The 22,535-nt window shown below is 74.9% G+C and carries 23 protein-coding genes; 10 read left to right on the forward strand and 13 right to left on the reverse strand.

Translation table 11 applies throughout. The annotated features are described in order from the left end of the window. Nucleotides 1–15 precede the first annotated feature (15 nt). Entirely contained in the window at nt 16–420 is a 405-nt protein-coding gene (msrB, locus tag SM577_RS06090) for a peptide-methionine (R)-S-oxide reductase MsrB (RefSeq protein WP_302917531.1), read from the forward strand. Nucleotides 421–659: 239 nt separating this feature from the next. Here the strand turns inward: msrB and SM577_RS06095 are convergent, their stop codons facing one another. From SM577_RS06095 to SM577_RS06105, 3 genes are all read right to left on the reverse strand, one after another. After that, nucleotides 660–1,313, reverse strand: a complete 654-nt coding sequence (locus SM577_RS06095; RefSeq protein ID WP_474586462.1) for a DUF305 domain-containing protein — start codon at nt 1,311–1,313, stop codon at nt 660–662. Further along, nucleotides 1,298–2,041 carry a lytic polysaccharide monooxygenase gene (locus SM577_RS06100; protein ID WP_302917533.1) on the reverse strand — a complete coding sequence of 248 codons (744 nt, stop codon included), beginning with the start codon at nt 2,039–2,041 and terminating at the stop codon, nt 1,298–1,300. The genes SM577_RS06095 and SM577_RS06100 overlap by 16 nt, the downstream gene beginning before the upstream one ends. A gap of 153 nt (nt 2,042–2,194) precedes the next feature. Next, nucleotides 2,195–2,470, reverse strand: a complete 276-nt coding sequence (locus SM577_RS06105; protein ID WP_302918698.1) for an isoamylase early set domain-containing protein — start codon at nt 2,468–2,470, stop codon at nt 2,195–2,197. A 151-nt stretch (nt 2,471–2,621) separates the two neighbouring features. Between SM577_RS06105 and SM577_RS06110 the strand changes: the two genes are divergently transcribed. The 3 genes from SM577_RS06110 (at nt 2,622) to SM577_RS06120 (ending at nt 4,704) form a co-directional block, all read left to right on the forward strand. Continuing rightward, nucleotides 2,622–2,882, forward strand: a complete 261-nt coding sequence (locus tag SM577_RS06110; protein ID WP_302917534.1) for a Prokaryotic metallothionein — start codon at nt 2,622–2,624, stop codon at nt 2,880–2,882. 145 nt (nt 2,883–3,027) lie between these two features. After that, nucleotides 3,028–3,483, forward strand: coding sequence for a GNAT family N-acetyltransferase (locus SM577_RS06115; RefSeq protein WP_302917535.1), 456 nt, complete (start codon nt 3,028–3,030; stop codon nt 3,481–3,483). 123 nt (nt 3,484–3,606) lie between these two features. After that, a complete protein-coding gene (locus SM577_RS06120; RefSeq protein ID WP_474582814.1) occupies nt 3,607–4,704 on the forward strand; it encodes a lytic polysaccharide monooxygenase auxiliary activity family 9 protein in 1,098 nt (365 codons plus the stop codon). A 173-nt stretch (nt 4,705–4,877) separates the two neighbouring features. On the opposite strand, the gene SM577_RS06125 is transcribed toward SM577_RS06120, so the two are convergent. From SM577_RS06125 to hemE, 4 genes are all read right to left on the reverse strand, one after another. Next, complete coding sequence (locus SM577_RS06125) at nt 4,878–5,582, reverse strand: HAD family hydrolase (RefSeq protein WP_302917536.1); 705 nt, start codon at nt 5,580–5,582, stop codon at nt 4,878–4,880. Between the two features lie 232 nt (nt 5,583–5,814). Then, entirely contained in the window at nt 5,815–6,516 is a 702-nt protein-coding gene (gene hemQ / locus SM577_RS06130; protein ID WP_302917537.1) for a hydrogen peroxide-dependent heme synthase, read from the reverse strand. Beyond that, complete coding sequence (gene hemG / locus SM577_RS06135; RefSeq protein WP_474586463.1) at nt 6,513–7,922, reverse strand: protoporphyrinogen oxidase; 1,410 nt, start codon at nt 7,920–7,922, stop codon at nt 6,513–6,515. The genes hemQ and hemG overlap by 4 nt, the downstream gene beginning before the upstream one ends. A gap of 5 nt (nt 7,923–7,927) precedes the next feature. Further along, nucleotides 7,928–9,025, reverse strand: a complete 1,098-nt coding sequence (gene hemE, locus SM577_RS06140; protein WP_302917539.1) for a uroporphyrinogen decarboxylase — start codon at nt 9,023–9,025, stop codon at nt 7,928–7,930. 171 nt (nt 9,026–9,196) lie between these two features. Here hemE and SM577_RS06145 point away from each other — a divergent pair, with 171 nt between their 5' ends. Continuing rightward, the gene (locus SM577_RS06145) at nt 9,197–9,769 is read left to right on the forward strand and encodes a DUF3000 domain-containing protein (RefSeq protein ID WP_302917540.1); all 573 of its coding nucleotides are present in this window, start codon (nt 9,197–9,199) and stop codon (nt 9,767–9,769) included. A 62-nt stretch (nt 9,770–9,831) separates the two neighbouring features. On the opposite strand, the gene SM577_RS06150 is transcribed toward SM577_RS06145, so the two are convergent. Together SM577_RS06150 and SM577_RS06155 are read right to left on the reverse strand one after the other, a co-directional pair. Then, complete coding sequence (locus SM577_RS06150; RefSeq protein ID WP_474586464.1) at nt 9,832–10,629, reverse strand: hypothetical protein; 798 nt, start codon at nt 10,627–10,629, stop codon at nt 9,832–9,834. A gap of 84 nt (nt 10,630–10,713) precedes the next feature. Next, nucleotides 10,714–12,042 (reverse strand): S1C family serine protease, encoded by a 1,329-nt coding sequence (locus SM577_RS06155; RefSeq protein WP_474586634.1) that lies wholly within the window; start codon nt 12,040–12,042, stop codon nt 10,714–10,716. Between the two features lie 210 nt (nt 12,043–12,252). On the opposite strand from SM577_RS06155, the gene SM577_RS06160 reads away from it, so the two are divergent. The 4 genes from SM577_RS06160 to SM577_RS06175 all read left to right on the forward strand — a co-directional run bounded on the left by SM577_RS06160 (nt 12,253) and on the right by SM577_RS06175 (nt 18,164). After that, nucleotides 12,253–13,581, forward strand: coding sequence for an HRDC domain-containing protein (locus SM577_RS06160; protein ID WP_474580275.1), 1,329 nt, complete (start codon nt 12,253–12,255; stop codon nt 13,579–13,581). A gap of 324 nt (nt 13,582–13,905) precedes the next feature. Then, a complete protein-coding gene (locus SM577_RS06165; protein ID WP_302917543.1) occupies nt 13,906–15,099 on the forward strand; it encodes a thiolase family protein in 1,194 nt (397 codons plus the stop codon). Further along, a complete protein-coding gene (locus SM577_RS06170; RefSeq protein WP_474586465.1) occupies nt 15,096–17,165 on the forward strand; it encodes a 3-hydroxyacyl-CoA dehydrogenase NAD-binding domain-containing protein in 2,070 nt (689 codons plus the stop codon). The genes SM577_RS06165 and SM577_RS06170 overlap by 4 nt, the downstream gene beginning before the upstream one ends. Before the next feature lie 159 nt (nt 17,166–17,324). Beyond that, a complete protein-coding gene (locus SM577_RS06175) occupies nt 17,325–18,164 on the forward strand; it encodes a DUF3824 domain-containing protein (protein WP_474586466.1) in 840 nt (279 codons plus the stop codon). Between the two features lie 67 nt (nt 18,165–18,231). Here SM577_RS06175 and SM577_RS06180 read toward each other — a convergent pair whose 3' ends face one another. From SM577_RS06180 to SM577_RS06195, 4 genes are all read right to left on the reverse strand, one after another. Further along, nucleotides 18,232–18,648 carry a VOC family protein gene (locus SM577_RS06180; protein ID WP_302917546.1) on the reverse strand — a complete coding sequence of 139 codons (417 nt, stop codon included), beginning with the start codon at nt 18,646–18,648 and terminating at the stop codon, nt 18,232–18,234. Next, nucleotides 18,645–19,052: a VOC family protein gene (locus SM577_RS06185; protein ID WP_474586467.1), complete on the reverse strand. Its 408-nt coding sequence runs from the start codon at nt 19,050–19,052 to the stop codon at nt 18,645–18,647. The genes SM577_RS06180 and SM577_RS06185 overlap by 4 nt, the downstream gene beginning before the upstream one ends. 158 nt (nt 19,053–19,210) lie before the next feature. Then, on the reverse strand, nt 19,211–20,389 hold the full coding sequence (locus SM577_RS06190) for a sensor histidine kinase (RefSeq protein WP_302918701.1): 1,179 nt from the start codon (nt 20,387–20,389) through the stop codon (nt 19,211–19,213). Nucleotides 20,390–20,463: 74 nt separating this feature from the next. Further along, complete coding sequence (locus tag SM577_RS06195) at nt 20,464–21,132, reverse strand: response regulator transcription factor (RefSeq protein WP_302917548.1); 669 nt, start codon at nt 21,130–21,132, stop codon at nt 20,464–20,466. Between the two features lie 148 nt (nt 21,133–21,280). Between SM577_RS06195 and SM577_RS06200 the strand changes: the two genes are divergently transcribed. Then, the gene (locus SM577_RS06200) at nt 21,281–22,534 is read left to right on the forward strand and encodes a peptidase C39 family protein (RefSeq protein WP_474586468.1); all 1,254 of its coding nucleotides are present in this window, start codon (nt 21,281–21,283) and stop codon (nt 22,532–22,534) included. Nucleotide 22,535 lies beyond the last annotated feature (1 nt).

Genomic DNA, 22,535 nt, shown 5'->3' on the forward strand with positions numbered 1-22,535 from the left:
ACGTACCGTTGGCGGGTGAGTCTCGACGACACCGAACTGCCCCGCACCGAGGACGAGTGGCGGGTCCGGCTCAGCCCCGAGGAGTTCCGGGTGCTGCGCGAGGCCGGCACCGAGGCCCCGTGGACCGGCGAGTACGTGAACACCAAGACGCCGGGCGTCTACCACTGCCGGGCGTGCGGGCTGGAACTCTTCGCCAGCGACACCAAGTTCGACTCGCACTGCGGCTGGCCGAGCTTCGACGACGCCATCCCCGGCCGGGTCAAGGAGATCGAGGACCGCAGCCTCGGCATGGTCCGGACCGAGATCCGCTGCGCCCGCTGCGACAGCCACCTCGGGCACGTCTTCCGGGGCGAGGGCTTCACCCCGAAGGACACCCGGCACTGCGTCAACTCGGTCTCCATCCGCCTCGAGCCGCGCTGACCCGTCGGCTGGCGCGGGTCGGCCAACTGTCGAACGGTGGGCCTCCTCGACGTACGCCGGCTGGCCGCGTGCCGCTGCTGCCGGTCGTGCTCGCGCTCCGGCAGGCCCGCCGGCGGTGACCGCACGACGCCCGCGGACACCGGCGAGCCCGTCCTGGCTCGGCGGCGACGGTGACGGGCCGGAAGCGGCGGGGTGGGCGGCCACCCCGCCGCCGCGCGTCGCGGGTCGGGTGCCACGGCTCACCGACCCGCGGCCGGCCGCCCCGCCATCAGCTCGACCTGGGCGGTGCGCGACTGCTCGACGCGCCGGGCGAGGTCGGCCACCTCGGGGGCGACCGCGGTCGCCCGGTGCGCCCGGGCCAGGTCGGCGGCCGCCTGCTGGTGCGCGGTGAGCACCTCGCGCAGCACCCGGTCGACGTCGGCCCCGGTGGCCGAGCGCAACCGGGCCAGGTCGCCGGCGTCGGCGTGCCCGGTGTGGTCGTGGTGACCGGCGGTCGCCGAAGGGTCGGCGGCGCGCAGCCAGGAGCGCATGGTGGCCAGCTCGTCCGACTCGGTCGACTCGATCGCGGCGACCAGGGTGCGCAGCTCGCCGTCGGTCAGCCGGTCCCGCACCAGCCCGACGATCTCCAGGGTCCGCTCGGTGTGCGCCACCATCATGGTCAGGAACACCACGTCCAGGCCGCGGATCGCGGCACTCGCCGTCGCGGCGGGCGCCGGGGCGCCCGCCGGGGCCGGCGCGGGGTCGGCGGCGCAACCCGGGACCAGCAGCAGGCCGAGCAGCGCGGCGAGGGCGGCGCGGCGACGCCGGCCGGTGACCTCGCCGCCCCGCCCGGCGGTGCCGGGTGCGGCCCGTACCGGCACGGGCCGCACCCGTACGGTCAGAGCTGGGTCCACAGCGCCGGCACGTTCGGCGGCTCCCAACCCGGCAGGGCGGTGTGCGCCTGCCGGCAGCGGTAGCTCTGCCCGCCGTAGGTGACCTGGTCACCAGCCTGGTACGCGCGCCCGACGGTCCAGCTGCCGCCCGGGGCGGGCGGGCTGGTGGGCGACGTCGGCGTCGGGGTGGGCGACGCGGTCGGCGGCGGGGTGGTGGGGCTGGGGGTCGGGCCGCCACCGCCGCCGATCTGCAGGTCCACGCAGGAGTAGAAGGCGTTGGCGGTGTCGGCGATGTTCCAGATGGCCAGGACCTTCTGCCGGCCGGAGTAGCCGCCCAGGTTGACCGTGTGCGACACGGTGGCGCCGGGCTGCTGCCCGCCGCCGTTGAAGACGGCGATCCGGGTGCCGCCGATGTAGTACTCCCAGTTGCTGGTGGCGTGCCGGGCGGTGTTGACCCAGGTGAAGGTCACCGAGCTGCCGACCGAGGTGGCCGGCCAGCCCCGGCTGTCGTCGTTGAGGACGGCGAAGTGGGCGATGTTGGCGTGGCAGTTGCGCAGCCCCTTCGGGCCCTCGACGCTCTGCGGCTCGTACTTGATCTGGCCGCAGTCCGGGACCCGGTTCTGCGCGCAGAGCGCCTGCCGGCTGGGCGGGGACGAGACGTAGCCGTGCGCCTGCGCGGGGGCGGCGACGGCGAGCGAGGACACGACGGCGCCCGCCGCCACGAGCGGGACGGTGATTCTTCGACGCATGCTGGCAACTCCCTCGGCTCAAGCCTGCGGTGGTGTGCCATCAAAGTAAATTAAACCTTGTTAACAGTAAAGACTCCTGTCGATAAAATCATCGAAGTCGCTCGACATCTCACCAGCCGTGGCGGGACGGCTCCAAGCGGTGAGGCGGCGGCGTCAGAGCCGCAGCAGGCCGCCCCGCTCGTCGATCTCGTCGGCGGAGTCGTCGTCCAGCCACACTCCGCCGGTGGCGAGGTACCGGAACCGGTACTCCCCCGGGCCGAGTTTCACGGTCACCGTCCGGGTGCCGTCGCGACGGGCCACCAGTTCGTGCCGGCCCGGCTCCCAGTCGTTGAAGCAGCCGACCACGCTCACCGCGCCGGGCGGGGTGTCCCGGGGCAGGCAGAAGGTGACCCGGGTCTGGTTGCCGAAGAGTCGGTTGCGCTTGATCACGTGTTCCTCCGGGGTCGGGGCGTCCAGCAGGTACAACGTCCGACACGCCGGGCGCGACACGCCGCCGGCCGGGTCTCGTTGGCCCGTTTCGTCCCCTCGGCGCGGCGGCTGCCGCAGGCTGGAGGAAACGTTCCGTTCGGAGGGATCTGTCGTGGCAACCTGCGAGGTCTGCGGTAACGACTACTGGATGGCGTTCGAGGTGCGGACGGTCAGCGGCGACGTGCACACCTTCGACTGCTTCGAGTGCGCGGCGCACAAGCTCGCCCCGATCTGCGAGCACTGCCAGATCAAGATCATCGGCCATGGCGTGGAGGTCTCCGGCCGCTTCTTCTGCTGCGCCCACTGCGCCCGCGCGGTCGAGGGCGCGAAGGGCGCCGAGGTCCGCGACGCGGTCGGCGCCCGCCCCGCCTGACGCCACCCACACTCGTGAGCTCCGGCTGAGCAGCAGCAGGGCGACCCGCCGGGGCCGGCCCGGCGCGCGATCGGACGGTCGCGGGGCGCCCGCCCGGGGAACGGGAGGGTGAGGGGGCCGGACGGGGGCGGCATAGGATCGCGGGATGCCGTCGTTGAGCACCGGGGTCCGGGTCGCCCGGTTCGCCGACCTGGACGCCCGCACCTTCCACGACCTGCTGCGGCTGCGCGTCGACGTGTTCGTGGTCGAGCAGCGGTGCCCGTACCCGGAACTCGACGGCCGGGACGTCGAGCCCGGCACCCGGCACCTGTGGCTGGAGCACGACGGCGTGCCGCTGGCGTACCTGCGGATCCTGGCCGACCCGGGCGGCGTGGCGCGGATCGGCCGGGTGGTGGTGGCCCCGGAGGCCCGCCGCGGCGGCCACGCCGGCCGGCTGATGGCCGCGGCGCTCGCCGAGGTCGGCGACCGGCCCTGCGTGCTGGAGGCGCAGTCGCACCTGGTCGACTTCTACGCCCGGCACGGCTTCACGGTCAGCGGGCCGGAGTACGTCGAGGACGGCATCCCGCACACCCCGATGCGCCGGGAGCCGATTGACGGTTGACGATCTGTGTGGCAGCCTGCCGGGCAGAGCCACACGGGAGCCACGGGAGCCACGCGAGCACCGGGAGGGGCAACTCCCGGTCGTCCGGGCGTCATCGTCCGACCTCTGCCCTGGGGGCTCCCCTTGTCCACTCAGCTCCGACGATCACGCGTCCTGTGGCTGCTCGCCGCCGCGGCGGCCGCCATCCTCCTGTTGACCACGGCGCTGGCCAACCCGGTCGCCGCGCACGGTTCCGTGGTCGACCCCGCCTCCCGCAACTACGGCTGCTGGCAGCGCTGGGGCAGTGACTTCCAGAATCCCCGGATGGCGACCGAGGACCCGATGTGCTGGCAGGCCTGGCAGGCCAACCCGAACGCCATGTGGAACTGGAACGGCCTGTTCCGCGAGGGCGTCGCCGGCAACCACCAGGCGGCCATCCCGAACGGCCAGCTGTGCAGCGGCGGCCGCACCGAGGGCGGCCGGTACAACGCGCTCGACACGGTCGGCGCCTGGAAGACCACGCCGGTGTCGAACAGCTTCCGGGTCCGCCTGTACGACCAGGCCAGTCACGGCGCCGACTACATCCGGGTGTACGTGACCCGGCAGGGCTTCGACGCGCTCACCGAGCCGCTCGGCTGGGACGACCTGGAACTGGTCGGCCAGATCGGCAACACCCCGGCGTCGCAGTGGAAGCCGGAGACCAACGGCGTCTCCATCGAGATCCCGGCCAACGCGCCCGGTCGCACCGGCCGGCACATCGTCTACACCATCTGGCAGGCCAGCCACCTCGACCAGTCGTACTACCTGTGCAGCGACGTCGACTTCTCCGGTGGCGGCGGGCCCACCACCCCGCCGCCGACCACGCCGCCGCCCACCACCCCGCCGCCCACGACTCCGCCGCCCACCACGCCGCCGCCGAGCACCCCGCCGCCGGCCGGCGCCTGCACCGCCACGTACCGGGTCACCGGGCAGTGGGCCGGTGGCTTCCAGGGCGAGGTGCAGGTGACCAACGGCGGGTCGCCGATCAGTGGCTGGTCGGTGACCTGGACCTACGCCGACGGCCAGCAGGTCAGCTCGGCGTGGAACGCCACGGTCGGCAGCACCGGAAACCGGATCGTCGCGCGCAACGTCGCCTACAACGGCGCCCTCGGCGCCGGGGCGAGCACCACGTTCGGCTTCCTCGGCTCGTGGAACGGCACCAGCAACACCGCGCCGGTGCTCACCTGCACGACGAGCAGCTGATCGCCGGCCGGGGCCGCGTCCCCCTGCCTCCGGACGCGGCCCCGGCCGGTCGGCGTCGACGGCCGGCGCCACGGCACCCGCGCCGGCCGGCCGGCGCGCCGTCCACCGGACCGGTCGACCGCGGCCGCCCCCCGCCCCGGTCGGCCGGTCCGGTCCGCGCGCTCGCGGTGCGGTCAGCCGGCCCGGCCGGCCAACCGGTCGGGCAGGTCGAACAGGGAGGCGAGCCGGCGCCCGGCGGGCACCGGGTGCCGGTTAGCCGGGTCGATCAGGAACGACCGGATGCCCACCGCCTCCGGCCCGGCGAAGTCCGCGGCGAAGGTGTCGCCGACGAAGACGGCGGCCGAGGCCGGTACGCCGGCGGCGTCGAGCGCCGCCGCGTAGATCGCCGGGTGCGGCTTGCGCCAACCCACCTCGACCGAGGTGACCACCGCGTCGACCAGGTGGGCCACGCCGATCGCGGCCAGGTGGTCGGGGACCAGCTCGGCCCGGTGGGTGTTGGTGACCACGACGAGCCGGTGCCGGCTGGCGAGGTCGGCGAGCAGCTCCGGCATCCCGGCCGGGCAGCGCACCCCGGCGTTCCACTCGGACAGGTAGGTGGCCACGAACGTCTCGACGCCGGCCGGATCGGGCTCGGCGCCGAGGACCCGGCGGAGGAACTCGGTGCCCAGCTCGGTCATCGAGAACTCCCGGTCGTCGACCTCGCTACGCCGGTCGAACTCGGCGGAGACGGCCGACCACGCGGCCAGGAACTCGACGTAGTCCACCTGGGCACCCCAGCCGGTCAGCAGCGCGTGGCTCCGGGGGTACCCCTGCTCGGTGCGGCTGGGCGAGTAGTCCACCAGCGTGCCGAAGAAGTCGAGCAGGAGGTGCGTCGCCATCGCCGCATCCTGTCAGGGCGGTCACCCGACGCGCCACGCGGGCGGTGGACGGTGCCTGCCTGGTCACTGTCGAGCTGCCCCACCGGTGGGACCACCCGCGGCAGGCCACCGGCGGGTGCCGCCCCGTCTGTCGGGGCAGCTCGACAGGGCTACCGCACCAACGTCGCCGCCTGCCGCGTCCGTCCGGCGACCCACCGGCGGCGGGGCGGACGACGGGAGCGCCGGCCGGAACTCAGACCAGGCAGTTGACGATGTCGGCGATGGACCGGCGGCGGCCGGTGAAGAACGGGATCTCCTCCCGGACGTGCCGACGGGCGCCCGAGGCGCGCAGGTCACGCATCAGGTCGACGATCCGGTGCAGTTCGTCGGCCTCGAATGCGAGCATCCACTCGTAGTCGCCGAGCGCGAACGAGGCGACAGTGTTGGCCCGTACGTCCGGGTAGCCCCGCGCCATCCGGCCGTGCTCGGCGAGCAGCTCGCGCCGCTCCGCGTCCGGCAGGAGGTACCACTCGTACGAGCGGACGAACGGGTAGACGCAGAGGTAGGCGCGGGCCTCCTCGCCGGCCAGGAACGCCGGGATGTGGCTCTTGTTGAACTCGGCCGGCCGGTGCAGCGCCATCTGCGACCAGACCGGGGTGAGCGCGCGACCCAGCGTGGTCCGGCGGAACCGCAGGTAGGCGTCCTGGAGCGCGTCGCTGGACTCGGCGTGCCACCAGATCATCAGGTCCGCGTCGGCGCGCAGCCCGGCGACGTCGTAGGTGCCGCGGATCACCACGTCCTTGCCGGCCAGCTCCTCGAAGAGCGCCTCGACCTCGCCGGTGACGTTGTCCCGCAGCGACGGCAGCGGGCTGCTGGCCCGGAACACCGACCACATGGTGTAGCGGATGGTCTCGTTCAGCTCGCGCAGCCGGGCCGCGTTGGTCTGCTCGGTCATCTCGCCGGTCCCTCCAGTGCTGTGATGATCTCGTTGGCCGCCGTCGCCCCGGATGTCACGCAGACCGGGATGCCGACCCCGTCGTACGCGGCGCCGGCCAGCGCCAGGGTGGGGTGGTCCGCGCGCAGGGCCGCCCGGGCGGTGGCGACCCGGTCGGTGTGGCCGGGGGTGTACTGGGGCAGCGCGCCGCCCCACCGCTGCACGTGCCCGGCCACCGGGGCGGGCAGCGCGACGCCGAGCACCGCCGACAGCTCCCGGTGCACGGTCGCGGCCAGGTCCTCGTCCGGGCGTTGCAGCGCGGCCTCCTCGCCGTACCGGCCGACCGAGGCGCGGACCAGCGCCAGCCCGTCCGGCCGGCGCAGGTGCCCCCACTTGGTGGTGAAGAACGTGGACGCCTTGATCAGCAACCCCTCGGTGCTGGGCACCAGGAAGCCGGACAGCTCCGGCAGCTCCGGCTCGGGCAGCGCGAGGGTGACCAGCGCGACGCTGGCGTAGTCCAGCCCGCCGACGGTGTCCGCCAGCTCCGGCGCCGGCCCGGCGAGCAGCCGGGCGGCCGGGCGCGCCGGCACGGCGAGCACCACCGCGTCGACCTCGACCTGCTCCGCGTCCCGGGTCGGGCCGACGGTCAGCCGCCAGCCGGCCGGCGTCGGGTGCAGCTCGCGGACCGCCGCGTTGCGGCGCAGGGTCGCGCCGCTGACTCGGGTCGCCGCCTCCACCAGGGTGCCGAGCCCGCCGGTCAGGGTGCCGAAGACCGGGGCGCCGGGGGCGCGCGGCGCCGCGGCCTGCGCGGCCCGCACGGCGCCGACCAGGGTGTGCTCCACCCGGGCGGCCCGGGCCAGCGCGGGCATCGTGGTGACCAGCGACAGGTCGTCGGCCCGGCCGGCGTACACCCCGCCCAGCATCGGGTCGACCAGCCGGTCGACCACCTCGTCGCCGAACCGGGACCGGACCAGCGCGCCGACGCTGATGTCGGAGTCCGGTCCGAGCAGCGGGCGGCCCTCGTCCCGGTCGGCCGCCGCGTCCGGCCGGGCCACCGTCGTCACCGTGGCCAGATCCCCGGGTACGCCCACCAGGGTGCCGCCCGGGATGGGCCGCAGCTCCCCGTGCAGGGCGAGCGCGGCCCGCCCGACCGTGGGGTGGACGATCCGGTCGGCCAGCCCGAGCCGGCGGACCAGGGCGACGGCGGCGGACTCGCCGCCGGCCGGGTCCCGCATCAGGAAGGACTCGGCGCCGAACTCCACCGGCTGGCCGGCCAGCTCACCGGTGCGCAGCTTCCCGCCGAGCGTGCCGGACTGCTCGTACACGGTGATCTCGGTGCCGGCCGGGGCGCGGTCGCGCAGCTGGACCGCGGCGGCCAGCCCGGCGATCCCGCCGCCCACCACCGCCACCCGCCACGGCCGCGCCACCGGGCTCAGCTCCCGTCGGCCGGGCGTGCGGACAGCTCGTGCACCAGGGCGACCACCCGGGTCAGCACGTCGGGATCGGTCTCCGGCAGCACGCCGTGACCGAGGTTGAACACGTGCCCGGGGGCGGCCCGGCCCTGGGCCAGGACCCGCCGCACCTCCGCCTCGACCACCGGCCACGGGGAGAGCAGCACCGCCGGGTCGAGGTTGCCCTGCACGGCCTTCTCGGGGCCGATCCGCCGGGTCGCGGTGTCCAGCGGCGTACGCCAGTCGACGCCGACCACGTCGGCGCCGGCCTCGCCCATCGCGGTGAGCAGTTCGGCGGTGCCCACCCCGAAGTGGATCCGCGGCACACCGGCGTCGGCCAGGCCGGAGAGCACTGCCGTCGAGTGCGGCAGCACGTAGTGGCGGTAGTCCGCCTCCGACAGGGCACCGGCCCAGGAGTCGAAGAGCTGCACCGCGGAGACCCCGGCGTCCACCTGGACCCGCAGGAAGGCCAGCGTCACCTCGGCCAGCCGGGCGCAGAGCGCGTGCCACAGCTCGGGGTCGCCGTACATCAGCGCCTTGGTCTTCGCGTGGGTGCGCGACGGGCCGCCCTCGACCAGGTAGCTGGCCAGGGTGAAGGGCGCCCCGGCGAAGCCGATCAGCGGGGTGTCGCCGAGTTCGGCGACCAGCAGCCGGACCGCCTCGTCCACGTAGGAGACGTCGGCGCGGGTGATCGGCCGGATCCGCTCGACGTCGTCGGCGGTGCGTACCGGCTCGGCCACCACCGGCCCGGTGCCGGGCACGATGTCCAGGTCGACCCCGGCCGCGGCGACCGGCACCACGATGTCGCTGAACAGGATGGCGGCGTCCACCCCGTGCCGGCGCACCGGCTGGAGGGTGATCTCGGCCACCAGGTCGGGGCGGCGGCAGGATTCCAGCATCCCCACGTTGGCCCGGATCTCCCGGTACTCCGGCAGCGACCGGCCGGCCTGCCGCATGAACCAGACCGGGGTGTGCGGGCCCGGCCGGCGCCGGCAGGCCCGGACGAAGGGCGAGTCGGCCGGTCCGCCGGGGCGGGGTGCCTCGTCTCGGGCGGCGGTGCCCGTGGTGTCGGTGGTCATCGCGGCAATCGTGCCACGGTGCCCGCCGGCGCCCGCGCCCACCGCCGCCTTTTGTGATGTGCGACGAGAGGGCCGAACGACTCTGGTCGACGAGGGCCGGCCCGTGCGCCCGGAGCCGTCCCTCGGCGTGCCGTCCCGGTCGGCGGCCGGGCGCGGGCATAGGCTGCCGGCATGGCCCCCCCGATCGCGCTTCCGGAGACCTTCGCCCGCGCGGTCGCCGGGTTGCGGTCGGCGGCGCCCCGGCCGGAGATCGTGCTGGAGGAGGTGGGCGCGCCGCAGCGGCTCGCCCCGTACGCCTTCGCGCTCTCCGCCGCCGTGCTGCGCGACGACGACGAGGTGGCCACCGGCCGGCTGATCCTGCTGCACGACCCGGCCGGCCACGAGGCCTGGCAGGGGACGCTGCGGCTGGTCACCTACGTGACCGCCGAGCTGGAGGTCGACCTGGCGGCCGACCCGCTGCTGCCCGGGGTGGGCTGGACCTGGCTGACCGACGCCCTGGACGCCCAGGACGCCCGGCACCGGGCGATCGGCGGGACGGTCACCCAGACCATGTCGACCCGGTTCGGCGAGCTGGCCGGCCCGCCCGCGGCCGGCGACATCGAGATCCGCGCCTCCTGGACGCCGGTGGACGACAACCTGGCCCCGCACCTGCTCGCCTGGTGCGCGCTGCTCGCCTCGACCGCGGGCCTGCCGCCGCCCGGGGTCACCGCCCTGCCCGACCGGCGCCCCGCCGGCGCCGCCTGACCCGGCCGGTCATGGCGTGGGGCGCGGACCGCCCCGCGCCATGACCGGGGTGCCGGGTCGGCTCAGAGGTAGTCCTCGGCCTCGTTGCAGACCTTGTCCAGGCCCTTGCTGGCCTTGTCGAACTCGGCGCGGTTACCGGCGGCGGCCGCGTTCAGCGCGGTGGTGAGCTTGTCCAGGCAGGTCGCGATGACCTTCTTCTGCCGGGCCTGCTCGTCGCGGTCGTTCCGGGTACCGGTCAGGTCCTGCTCGGTGTCGGCCAGCTTGTCCCGCACGCTCTGCAGGTCGGTCTTGAGCTTCTCGATCTCCTGGGCGTTCGCCGCGATCGTGCCGTCCCGCTCGCTGACCTGGCTGGCCATCTTCTTCTCGGTCCGGTCCAGCTCGCTGCTGGTGGTGACGAACAGGCCGGTCATCACCCCGCCGAGGACGAAGAGCAGGCCGGCCACCACGGCCAGCACCAGCACGGTGCGCCCCTTGCCGGCGGCCGGCGCCGCGCCGTACGGCGGCACCGAACCGGGCGGCCCGGACAGCGGCGGCCCGGACAGCGGCGGTCCGGACAGCGGCGGCGCGGACAGCGGCGGCGCGGACAGCGGCGGCGCGGACAGCGGCTGGCCGTACGCCGGTCCGGAGGCGGGCGGCGTGGAGACCGGGCCGCCGTAGGGCGCGCCGGGCGGGGCGTACCCGGTCGGGGCGGTCGCGGGCTGGGCCGGGGGCGGGGCCTGCGGGACGCCGCCGTACTGCTGCGGCGCGGGCTGGCCGGCGCCGTACACGGTGCCGCCCGCGGGCGGCTGACCGGGCGCGGCCGGCGGCTGCGGCGGGTACGGCGGCGGGTAGCCGCCCGGCCCGGTCGGTGGCTGGGACATCTCTGCTCTTCCTCCAGGTGCGGGTGGTCCGGGCAGGGTGGGCCCGCCGGACCGGGTCGGTACGGGTCGGTGGCTGACCAGGGGTCAGCAGATCTTGAAGCCGTCGCAGGCAGTCTTGATCGGTACGGCGAGCCCGATGCCCTCGGCGTCCCGGGCCTTGGCCGTGGCGATGCCGACCACCTGCTTGCTGCCGTTGACCACCGGGCCGCCCGAGTTGCCGGGGTTGATCGGCGCGTCGAACTGGATCACCGGGCCGTCGCCACCCTCGGCCTTGCGGAACGCGCTCACCACGCCGGTGGTGACGCTGTCCTCCAGCCCGAGCGGGGCGCCGACCACGACGATCTGCTGGCCGGACTTCACAGCGGTGGACGCCGCCACCAGGCCGGTGAACTTGCTGGTGGTGCGCAGGTGGGCGATGTCGTTGGCCTCGTCGACCTTGACGATGGTGGCGGGGAACCGCTGGTCGGTGCGCTCCAGGAAGACCTCCCGGCCACCGCCGTCCCAGACCGCCTCCACCACGTGGAAGTTGGTGAACAGGTTCGTGCCGCCGCCGGCGGCCGGCTTGCCGATCGCGAACGCGGTGCCGGTGAACTGACCGGCCCTCACCCGGAACACGCTGGGCAGCACGGCGCTGGCCACCGCCTCCGGGTTGAACGCGGCGCCGGCCTGCTTCTCCAGCGCCTCCGTCCGCTGCTCCAGCCCGTCGAGCCGGGTGCCGTCGGTGGCCTGGGCGGTGTCCAGCCGGCGGCCGGTGTCGTCGAGCCGGTCGGAGAGCCCCTTGAGCTGGATCGCCTGCACGATGGTCACCACCGCCAGCACGGCCGCCACCAGCGCGACCACGATGGTGCGCCAGCGGCCCCGCGGGGGTGCCGCCGGGGCGGCCGGCCCGGCTCCCGGCCAGCCGTCCCCGGCCGGCGGGAAGCCCGACGCCCCGGCCGGCGGGAAGCCCGATCCGGAGGCCGGCGGGAAACTCGACGCCGTCGCCGGCGGGTAGCTCGACCCGCTGGCCGGCGGATAGCTCGGTCCGGCGGCGGGCGGCTGGCCCGGGCCGGCCGGCGGGTAGGCCGGCGCGCCGCCCGCGGCCGGTTGACCGGGCGCGGCGGGTGGCCGGGCGCCCGGGGTGGGGGCCGGCGGATGGCCGGGCGCGGCCGGCGGGTGGGCGGCCGGTGGCGCGCTGGCCGGCGGGTAGGCCGGCGCGGCGGCCGCGCCCGCGGGCTGGCCCCACTGCCCCTGCTGCGGCGGGGACCAACCGGCCCCGGCCGGCTGACCCGCCGGGTACCCCGCGGGCGGCCGGGGCGGCTCCACCCGGGGCGGCAGTGGGCCGGGCCGGCCGTAGCTCCCGTCCGGCGGTGCGCCGCCCGAGCCGTCGCCCGCCCCCGGTCCGGTGCCCCCCGACCCGTAGCCCGCAGTCATGTTCGCCACGCCCTCCCCGTAGCCGCCCCCTGTGGCCGCCGCCCCGGCTGGGAATGCGCACCAGCGGGCCGGCCGGATGGACCGTACCTGCGCGATCGGGGTTTGTCTTCCCCGATGTCCGGCCCGGCGGGACACCCGAGGGTCACCTGACCGACACACGCCGGACCCCGGCTGCACCCGTGGCATCTGTTGGCGCACTAGGGTTGTCAGGTGACCGACGAACCACCCCTGCGCCGTCGGGCCGCCGAAAGCCGTACGGGAAACGCACCGCACGACCCGCCGCCGGCCCGGCCGGAGCCGGCGGACGTGGCAGCCGACCCGACCGCCGGCGGGCCCGTACCGCTGACCGCTCCGCGGGAGGGCACCCCTGCGCCGGTGGCCACCGAGCGCGAGCTTGACGAGGTCGTGGCCCGTTTCGCCGCGGGCACCGGCCCGGTCGCCCTGGACGCCGAGCGCGCCTCGGGCTACCGCTACAGCCAGCGCGCCTACCTGGTCCAGCTGCGCCGGGCCGGCGCCGGCACCGCGCTGGTCGACCCGCTGCCGCTGCCCGACCTGACCGCCCTCGACGAGGTCATCGGCGAGGCCGAATGGGTGCTGCACGCGGCCAGCCAGGACCTGCCCTGCCTGGCCGAGCTCGGGTTGCGCCCGCGCCGGCTCTTCGACACGGAACTGGCCGCCCGGCTGGCCGGATTCGAGCGGGTCGGCCTGGCCGCACTGACCGAGCAGCTACTCGGATTCAGCCTGGAGAAGCACCACTCGGCAGCCGACTGGTCGACCCGGCCGCTGCCGGAGTCCTGGCTGACCTACGCCGCGCTCGACGTGGAACTGCTGACCGACCTGCGCGACGCGCTCGACGCGGAGCTGACCCGGCAGGGCAAGAGCGAGTGGGCGGCCGAGGAGTTCGCCGCGCTGGTGCGCACCGGCGCCCGGCCACCGCGGGTGCGCGCCGAACCCTGGCGGCGCACCTCCGGCATCCACCGGGTCCGCGGCGCGCGGGCGCAGGCCCGGGTCCGCTCGATGTGGTACGCCCGGGACCAGATCGCGGCCCGGCGGGACGCGGCCCCGGGCCGGGTGCTGCCCGACTCGGCCATCATCGCGGCGGCCGAGCTGGACCCGAAGGACGAGCAGACCCTGCTCACCCTGCCCGGCTTCGGCGGCCGCTCGGTACGCCGGCTGGCCCGCACCTGGCTGGCGGCGCTGGACGACGCCCGCCAGTTGCCGGACGACGCGCTGCCGGTGGCGCCGGCCGCCGAGGGTCCGCCGCCGCCGCACCGCTGGGCGGAACGGGACCCGGTGGCGGCGGCCCGGCTGGTTCGGTGCCGGGAGGTGGTCACCCGGATCGCCGGCGAGCACAACCTGCCGCCGGAGAACCTGATCGCCCCCGACTCGGTGCGCCGGCTGGCCTGGGTCCCGCCCGAGGAGGTCACCGACCAGACGGTGGCGGACACACTGCGCGGCTTCAACGCCCGCGAGTGGCAGATCCGCCTCCTCCTCCCCGCCCTAACCGAAGCCCTCCAAGACCCACCCCCCACCCCCTAACCCCCACCACCCCTCCCCCACACCCACCCCCACCCACCCCCCACCCACCCCCAGCCCGCGGTGATCATGAGGTTGGCGGCAGTCGTGGAGATCGACTCCGCCGTCAACCTCATGATCAACGGGAGCTAGGGGCGGGAGGGGACGCGTGGAGGGTGGGCGGGGGTGGGTGTGGGGTGGGTGTGGGGTGGGCCACAGGGGGGGTGGTGTCGGGTTTGGTTACTGGCGAGTAGCATCCGAGGGACCACGCCCGTGCCGGCGACCTTCATCCGGCCGCGCGCCGTCCGGCGGCGCGGCGACCGGATCATGGTCGAAAAGGAGGCTCAAGTGCCCCGTGAAGTTCGCGATGTCGTCTTCGTCGACGGCGTCCGCACCCCGTTCGGCAAGGCGGGTGGCATGTACGCCAACACCCGCGCCGACGACCTGGTGATCCGCTGCATCCGCGAGCTGCTGCGCCGCAACCCGCAGCTGCCGCCGGAGCGGGTCGAGGAGGTCGCCATCGCCGCCACCACCCAGATCGGCGACCAGGGCCTCACCATCGGCCGGACCGCCGCCCTGCTGGCCGGCCTGCCCAAGACCGTCCCCGGCTTCGCGATCGACCGGATGTGCGCCGGCGCGATGACCGCGGTGACCACCGTCGCCGGCGGCATCGCCATGGGTGCCTACGACATCGCCATCGCCGGCGGCGTGGAGCACATGGGCCGCCACCCGATGGGCGAGGGCGTCGACCCGAACCCGCGGATCATCGCCGAGAAGCTGGTCGACCCGTCCGCGCTGGTCATGGGCGCGACCGCGGAGAACCTGCACGACCGGGTCCCGCACATCACCAAGGAGCGCACCGACGCGTTCGCGCTCGCCTCGCAGCAGAAGACCGCGAAGGCGTACGCCAACGGCAAGCTCCAGCCCGACCTGGTGCCCGTCGCGGTTCGCGACCCGGAGGCCGGCTGGGGGCTGGCCACGGTGGACGAGGCGCCGCGGGACACCTCGATGGAGAAGCTCGCCACCCTGAAGACCCCGTTCCGCCCGCACGGCAAGGTGACCGCGGGCAACGCGGCCGGCCTGAACGACGGCGCCACCGCCAGCCTGCTGGCCGCCGAGGAGACCGCCCGCGAGCTGGGCCTGCCGGTCGCCATGCGGCTGGTGTCGTACGGCTTCGTCGGGGTCGAGCCCGAGGTGATGGGCGTCGGCCCGATCCCGTCGACCGAGAAGGCGCTGCGCATCGCCGGCCTGACCATCGACGACATCGGCCTGTTCGAGCTGAACGAGGCGTTCGCCGTGCAGGTGCTCGCCTTCCTCGACCACTTCGGCATCGCCGACGACGACCCGCGGGTCAACCCGTGGGGCGGCGCGATCGCCATCGGCCACCCGCTGGCCTCCTCGGGCGTACGGCTGATGACCCAGCTCGCCCGGCAGTTCGCCGAGCACCCCGAGGTCCGCTACGGCCTCACCGCCATGTGCATCGGCATCGGCATGGGCGGCACCGTGATCTGGGAGAACCCCCACTGGGAGGGCAACAAGTGAGCGCGCTCGCGGCACCGAACGAGGTCGTCACCAAGGCGCTGCTGCGCCAGGTGAACGTACCGGGGCTGGACCGGCCGGCCGCCCTGATCACCCTGGACAACGGCTTCGACCACACCAAGCCGAACACCTTCGGCCCGGGCGGCCTGACCAGCCTGGACGAGGCGATCACCGCCGCGCTGGCGGCGAACCCGGCGTTCATCGCGGTCACCGGCAAGCCGTACGTCTTCTGCGTCGGCGCCGACATCGTCGGCCTGCCGGCGCTGGCCGACCGCGAGCAGGCGCTGGAGATCGGCCGGCTCGGCCACCGGGTCTTCGCCCGGCTCAAGGACAGCCAGATCCCCACCTTCGCGTTCGTCAACGGCGCGGCGATGGGCGGCGGGCTCGAGCTGGCCCTGCACTGCCACTACCGGACCCTCTCCGGTGGTGCCGCGGCGCTGGCCCTGCCCGAGGTCTCGCTCGGCCTGGTGCCCGGCTGGGGCGGCACCCAGCTGCTGCCGAACCTGATCGGCATCCCGGCGGCGACCCAGGTGATCATCCAGAACCCGCTGATGCAGAACAAGATGCTCAAGCCGAAGCAGGCCGCCGAGATGGGCGTCGCGGACGTGCTGCTGGAGCCGGCCGACTTCCTGGAGCGGTCGTTGGAGTGGGCCGCCGGCGTGGTCCGCGGCGACATCACGGTGACCCGGCCCGAGGTCGACAAGGACATGTGGGCGGGCGTGCTCTACTTCGCCCGGCAGACCCTCGACCAGCGGCTGCACGGCGCGGTCCCGGCCGCGTACAAGGCGCTGGACCTGCTGGAGACGGCGAAGGACGCGGACTTCGCCACCGGCACCGCGGCCGAGGACGAGGCGCTCGCCGACCTGATCTTCTCCGAGGAGCTGCGCAGCGGCCTGTACGCCTTCGACCTGGTGCAGCGGCGGGCCAAGCGGCCGGCCGGCGCGCCGGACAAGGGCCTGGCCCGCCCGGTCACCAAGGTCGGCATCGTCGGCGCCGGCCTGATGGCCAGCCAGCTCGCGCTGCTGTTCGCCCGTCGCCTCCAGGTGCCGGTCGTCATGACCGACCTGGACCAGGCCCGGGTCGACAAGGGCGTGGGCTACGTGCACGCCCAGATCGAGAAGGCGGTCAGCAAGGGCCGGATGGACAAGGGCACCGCGGCCAAGCTGTACGGCCTGGTCAGCGGCTCGGTCGACAAGTCCGTCTTCGCCGACGCCGACTTCGTCATCGAGGCGGTCTTCGAGGACCTGAACGTCAAGAAGCAGGTCTGGGCCGAGCTGGAGAAGATCGTCAAGCCGGAGGCGGTGCTCGCGACCAACACCTCCAGCCTCTCGATCACGGCCATGGCCGAGGAGCTGGAGCACCCGGAGCGGGTGGTCGGCTTCCACTTCTTCAACCCGGTCGCGGTGCTGCCGCTGCTGGAGATCGTCCGCGGCGAGCGGACCGACGACGCCACCCTGGCGACCGCGTTCGCGGTCGGCAAGCAGCTGAAGAAGTCGAGCGTGCTGGTGAAGGACGCCCCGGCGTTCGTGGTCAACCGGCTGCTCACCCGCTTCCTCGGCACGGTCTTCGCGGCCGTCGACCAGGGCACCCCGCTGGACGTGGCGAACAGCGCGCTGGACCCGCTGGGCCTGCCGATGCGCCCGCTCGCCCTGCTCCAGCTGGTCGGGCCGGCCGTGGCGTACCACGTCGGCGGCACCCTGCACGGCGCGTTCCCGGACCGGTTCGGGGTCAGCGAGAACCTCAAGCGGTTCGCCGACTCCGGCCAGCCGATCGTGGTGGACGACGAGATCAACGCCGAGGTGGCCAAGTTGCTGGTGGTCGGCGACCAGCCGCTGACCGCCGAGCAGGTGCGGCAGAACGCGCTCGACGCGCTGGCCGAGGAGATCCGGCTGATGCTCGACGAGGGCGTGGTGGCCGAGGCGCAGGACATCGACCTGTGCATGATCCTCGGTGCCGGCTGGCCGTTCCACCTGGGCGGCGTGACGCCGTACCTGGACCGCACCGGCACCAGCGAGCGGGTCACCGGCCGGCGGTTCCTGCCGCGCGGGGTCGCCAGCCTGCCCGCCTGATCCACCCCGCTCCCCCGCGACCGCGGTGGTCGGTCGCGTCCCCATTGGACGCGATCGGCCACCGCGGTCGTCTTCGTCACCCCTGCCGGGAGGCGGGCGGCCCTGTCTTGATCGGCGTAACTAGGATCGCCACGACCTCGACACATCTGGAGCTGACTGATGTCCCAGCCGCCGGCCAGTCCCTACGGGGACCACGGCTCGTACCCGCCCCCGTCCGGGGGCTACCCCTCCTCCCCGCAGCCCGGGGGCTACCCGGCGCCGCAGCAGGGCGGTTACCCGTCCCAGCAGTCCGGCGGCTACCCGCCGCAGCAGTCCGGCGGTTACCCGCCGCAGCAGTCCGGTGGCTACCCGCCGCAGGGTGGCTACCCGCCCGCCCAGCCCGGCCAGGCGTACCCCCCGGCCGGCCCGCCGCCGAAGAAGAAGTCCGGCGCCGGCAAGATCGTGCTGATCGTGCTGGCCGTGGTGCTGGTGCTCTGCCTCGGCGGTGCCGCCGTCACCTGGTTCGCGGTCAAGGACGACGTGGGCGACGCCGTGGACGCCGCGAAGACCCGGGTGGTCGCCCCGGCCACCCTGGCCGGCCGCCCGCAGATCACCGACACCGAACTCGCCTCGCTCTCCGAGCAGATGGTCAGCGAGATGAAGTCGACGGTGCAGAACGAGACCAGCGCCATCGGCGCCTTCTACGGCGACCCGGCCAAGCAGGACCTGGTCATGGTCGCCGCCGCGTCCGGTCTGATCGCGGACCCGAAGAAGGAGCTCGACGACGCGGTCAACGGCCTCTCCGCCAAACTGGCGGTCAGCAACATGGCCGACGTCGACCCGGGCCCGCTCGGCGGCGACGCGCGCTGCGGCGACGGCAAGACCGACGCGGTGGAGCTGGGCGTCTGCGTCTGGGCCGACAAGGGCAGCGTCGGCATGATCGTGATCTTCTTCTCCTCCGCGGACAAGGCGAAGGCCGAGTTCGTCGGCATGCGCGGCCAGATCGAGCAGCGCTCCTGAGGCCGTGACCACGCCGGGCCGGGCCCCGCCACCGAGGTGGTGGGGCCCGGCCCGCGTCGTACCCGGATCAGGCCGACGGCGCCTCGCCGGCCGGGGTGACGGGCGCCGCGGCGGCCCGCTCCGCGGCGCTGCGCAGCACGCAGAACTCGTTGCCCTCCGGGTCGGCCAGCACCACCCAGCCCGAGCCGTCCGGCCGGCGCTCGTCGGCGACCCGGGTGGCGCCGATGCCGAGCAGCCGCTCGACCTCCTCGTCCCGGGTCCGGTCGGTCGGCTCCAGGTCGAGGTGCAGCCGGTTCTTCACCACCTTGCCCTCGGGTACGGCCAGGAAGAGGACCTCCGGCCCGCCCGGCGGCAGCAGCATCGCCTCCGGGTCACCGGGGAAGTCGTCGGGCTGGCGGGGGCACTCGAAGACCTGCGCCCAGAAACCGGCCAGGGCGTAGGTGTCGCGGCAGTCGATGCCGATGTTGTGGATCCGTGCGCTCACTGCTGTTCCTCCATGTCGGATGTACCCGCCCGCTCCGCCGCGCCGCGCAGGACGCAGAACTCGTTGCCCTCCGGGTCGGCGAGCACCACCCAGCCGGTGCCGTCGGCGCGCCGCCGGTCGTCCACCAGGACGGCGCCGAGCCCGAGCACCCGGTCGACCTCCTCGTCCCGGGTCCGGCCGGCCGGCTCCAGGCAGACGTGCACCCGGTTCTTCACCGCCTTGGTCTCGGGCACCCGCTGGAAGAACACGTGCGGTCCGGCGCCCTCCGGTGGCAGCAGCACCGCCTCCGGGTCACCGGGGACGTCGTCGGCGTGCCGGGCGTAGCCCAGCACGGCCGACCAGAAGCCGGCGAGGGCGTAGGTGTCGTGGCAGTCGAAACTGATGTTGTGTATCCGTGGGAACACGGGGGAAGCCTCCGTGGTCGAGGCGCCCCGTGTGCGTGAGCGTCAGCCGGCGAGCCGGGGCGCGGACGTCATGACGATGGACATTCGACGCACCCCCCTCCGATCCCAGGCTGACGAGGTGATCTTTCCATCCGCCCGACGGCGGCCGCAACCCCTGGTCAGCGTCCGCCCGGCGGCCCGGCGTGTTCCTCGGCGGTCACCGCCGGGGCGGCGTCCGCCGCCGGCAGCGTCACCGTCACCTCCAGGCCGCCGCCGGGCTGGGCGACGGCCTGCACGGTGCCGCCGTGCGCGTCGCAGACCGCGCGGACGATGGAGAGCCCGAGGCCGGAGCCGCGGGCGCCGGTGCGCTCCCGGCCGCCGCGGCGGAACGGCTCGAACAGCCCCGGCACGTCGGCCGGATCCACCTCGAACCCGGTGTTCCCCACCACCAGCCAGGACCGGCAGCCGTCCGAGCCGGTGCGCACCCAGAGCCGGCCGTGCAGGTGGTTGTAGCGGACCGCGTTCTCCACCAGGTTGCCGGCCAGCCGGTCCAGCAGCCCGGGATCGCCGACCACCGGCGCCGACTCCAGCGAGGTCTGCACCCGCAGGCCGATCCGCTCCACCTCCCGGCGTACCGCCGACAGGGCGTTGGCGGTGCCGGCGGCGAGGTCGCACTCGGTACGCCGGCCGAGCCGGCGGCCGGCCTGCGCCTCGCTGCGGGCCAGCACCAGCAGCGCGTCGACCAGCCCGTTGGCCCGCTCGGAGGCGTCCCGGACCACGGTGGCCATCCGCCGGTACTCGGCGGTGTCCGCCTCGTCGTCGCTGAGCGTCACGTCGATCTCGGTACGCATCACCGCGAGGGGGGTGCGCAGCTCGTGCGAGGCGTTCGCGACGAACCGCTTCTGCGCCTCGAACGCGGCGGCGATCCGGTCCAGCATGGCGTCGAACGTCTTGGCCAGCTCGGCCACCTCGTCGTCCGCGCCCGAGTAGCCGATCCGCTGGTCCAGGGTGGCCTCGCCGAGCCGCTGCGCGGTGGCGGTGACCTGGTGCAGCGGCCGCAGCGCGCGTCCGGCCACCGCGTACGCCCCGGCCACCCCGACCACGCTGATCGCCAGCAGCGCGACCAGCCCCTTGGCCAGCAGCTCCGCGGACGCCGCGTCCACCAGCTGCCGCTGCCACTGCGCGGCATCCAGGGTCCGGCCGTCGGCCAGCACCACGGTGGTGCCGGGGAGCAGCTCGTCGGTCGGGCGCAGCGCGTCGCGGACCAGCAGCCAGGCCAGCAGCACCAGGATCGCCCCGGCACCGACCAGCAGCACACCGTTGAGCAGGGTCAGCCGCAGCCGCAGGGTGGGCCGCAGCCGCGACCGCCGGGTGGCGGCGCCGCCCTCGGCCCGCGACTGCGCCGCGCGTGGCCCCACCTCGCTCCGGGCGCTCACGGTGCCACCTCGGCGGTGCGGTAGCCGGCGCCGACCACCGTCTCGATCAGCGGCGGGTCGCCGAGCTTCTTGCGCAGGGTCATCACGGTGACCCGGACGATGGTGGTGAACGGGTCGGTGTTGGCGTCCCAGACCCGCTCCAGCAGCTCCTCGCTGGAGACCACCGCGCCCCGCGCCTTGAGCAGCTCGCACAGCACGCCGAACTCCTTGTTGGTCAGGTCGACCGGGACGCCGCCGCGGGTGACCACCCGGCGGGCCGGGTCGAGCACCAGGTCGGCCAGGGACAGCACCGGCGGCGCGGCCGGGGTGGCCCGCCGGCCGAGCGCCTGCACCCGGGCCACCAGCTCGTCGAAGGCGAACGGCTTGGGCAGGTAGTCGTCCGCACCGAGCTGCAACCCCTCCACCCGGTCGGCCACCGTGCCGCTGGCGGTCAGCATCAGCACCCGGGTCAGCGTGCCGGAGGCGGCCAGCTCGGCGCAGATCTGGTCGCCGTGCATCCCGGGCAGGTCGCGGTCGAGCACCACCACGTCGTAGCGGGTGACGAAGGCCATTTCGTGGCCGCTGTCGCCGTCGTAGGCGACATCCACCGCCATGCCGCGCCGGCGCAACCCGCGCGCGATCGCGTCCGCGAGGTTCCGCTCGTCCTCGACCACCAGCACCCGCATCCCCGGTCCTCCTCGCCGCTGACCACCCGACAACCTAGTGCCGGCCGCCAAACCAGCGTCCCGCGCCGTCCCGGCCGGCCGCCATTGCAGAAAACCTTCGTCGTACGTAATGCTGCTGGCGGGAATCTACGGAACGGACGGAGCTGTCATGACCGACGCGGCGGCCCGGCGGGACATCGCCTACCAGGGCTTCCGGCTGCCCGGCGACCTGGCCGCCGGGACGGCGGCCGGGGTGCGCGCGGAGGCCGGGGGCCTGGCACTGGCCGAACCGGCCGGCCGCCGGGAGCACCGGCTCCCGGACGGCAGCACAGCGGTGTACGAGTGGGGCAGCTGGACCACCCCACCGGTCCCGGTGGGCTTCGCCGTGCACGAGGTGGTGCCGTCCTGGACCGCCGACAGCCCGGCCGGCTGCTGGCTCCGGGTCGAACTGCGCGGCTGGCACGACGACCGGCCGGCCACCGGCTGGTACCTGCTCGCCGACTGGGCGGCCGACGACGCGACCGTGCGGCGCACCTCGGTGCCCGGGCAGCGCGACGGCGACGCCCGGGTGGAGACCGACACGCTCGTCGTGGGCGAAGCGACGGTCACCGGCTGGCAGGCCCGGGTGACCCTGTTCCGGCCGGTCGGTGGCACCGAGGGTCCGGTGCTGCGCTCGGTCGGCGCGATGGCCTCCGGCCGGCCGGTCGCCGCCGCGGTCCGGCCACCGGCGGGCGGCCCGGGCGCCCCGGGCCCGGACGGCGTCCACCCGGTCCCGGTGGCGGCGGCCGGCGCGCCCGACCGGCGGCCGGGCTGGGGCACCGTGCTCGACGTGCCCCGGTACTCCCAGCGGCTGCACGCCGGCGAGCACCCGCGGTGGGGTGGCGGCGGCGACTCCTGGTGCAGCCCCACCTGCACCTCGATGGTGCTCGCCTTCTGGGGCGCCGCCCCGGTGCCCGAGCGGTACGCCTGGGTGCGCCCGCCCGGCCCGCGCCCGGTGGTGGTGCACGCCGCCCGGCACTGCTACGACCACGCCTACGCCGGGGCCGGGAACTGGCCGTTCAACACCGCCTACGCGGGCCTGCACGGGATGGACGCCTTCGTCACCCGGCTGCGCTCGCTCACCGAGGCGGAGGCGTTCGTCGCCGCCGGCATCCCGCTGATCGTCTCCGCCGCCTTCCGGGCCGGCGAGGTGCCGGGACTGGACTACGACACCCGGGGGCACCTGATGGTGCTGGTCGGCTTCACCACGGCGGGCGACCCGGTGCTCAACGACCCGTACGCGCCGGACGACGAAGGGGTGCGCCGCACCGTGGACCGGAGCCGGTTCGAGGCGGTCTGGCAGGCGGGCAGCGGCGGCGTCACCTACGTGGTCCGCCCGCCCGGGGTGCCGCTGCCGCCGGCCCCGGCGCAGGCCAACTGGTGAC

It is taken from the genome of Micromonospora desertarenae (genome assembly GCF_056150265.1).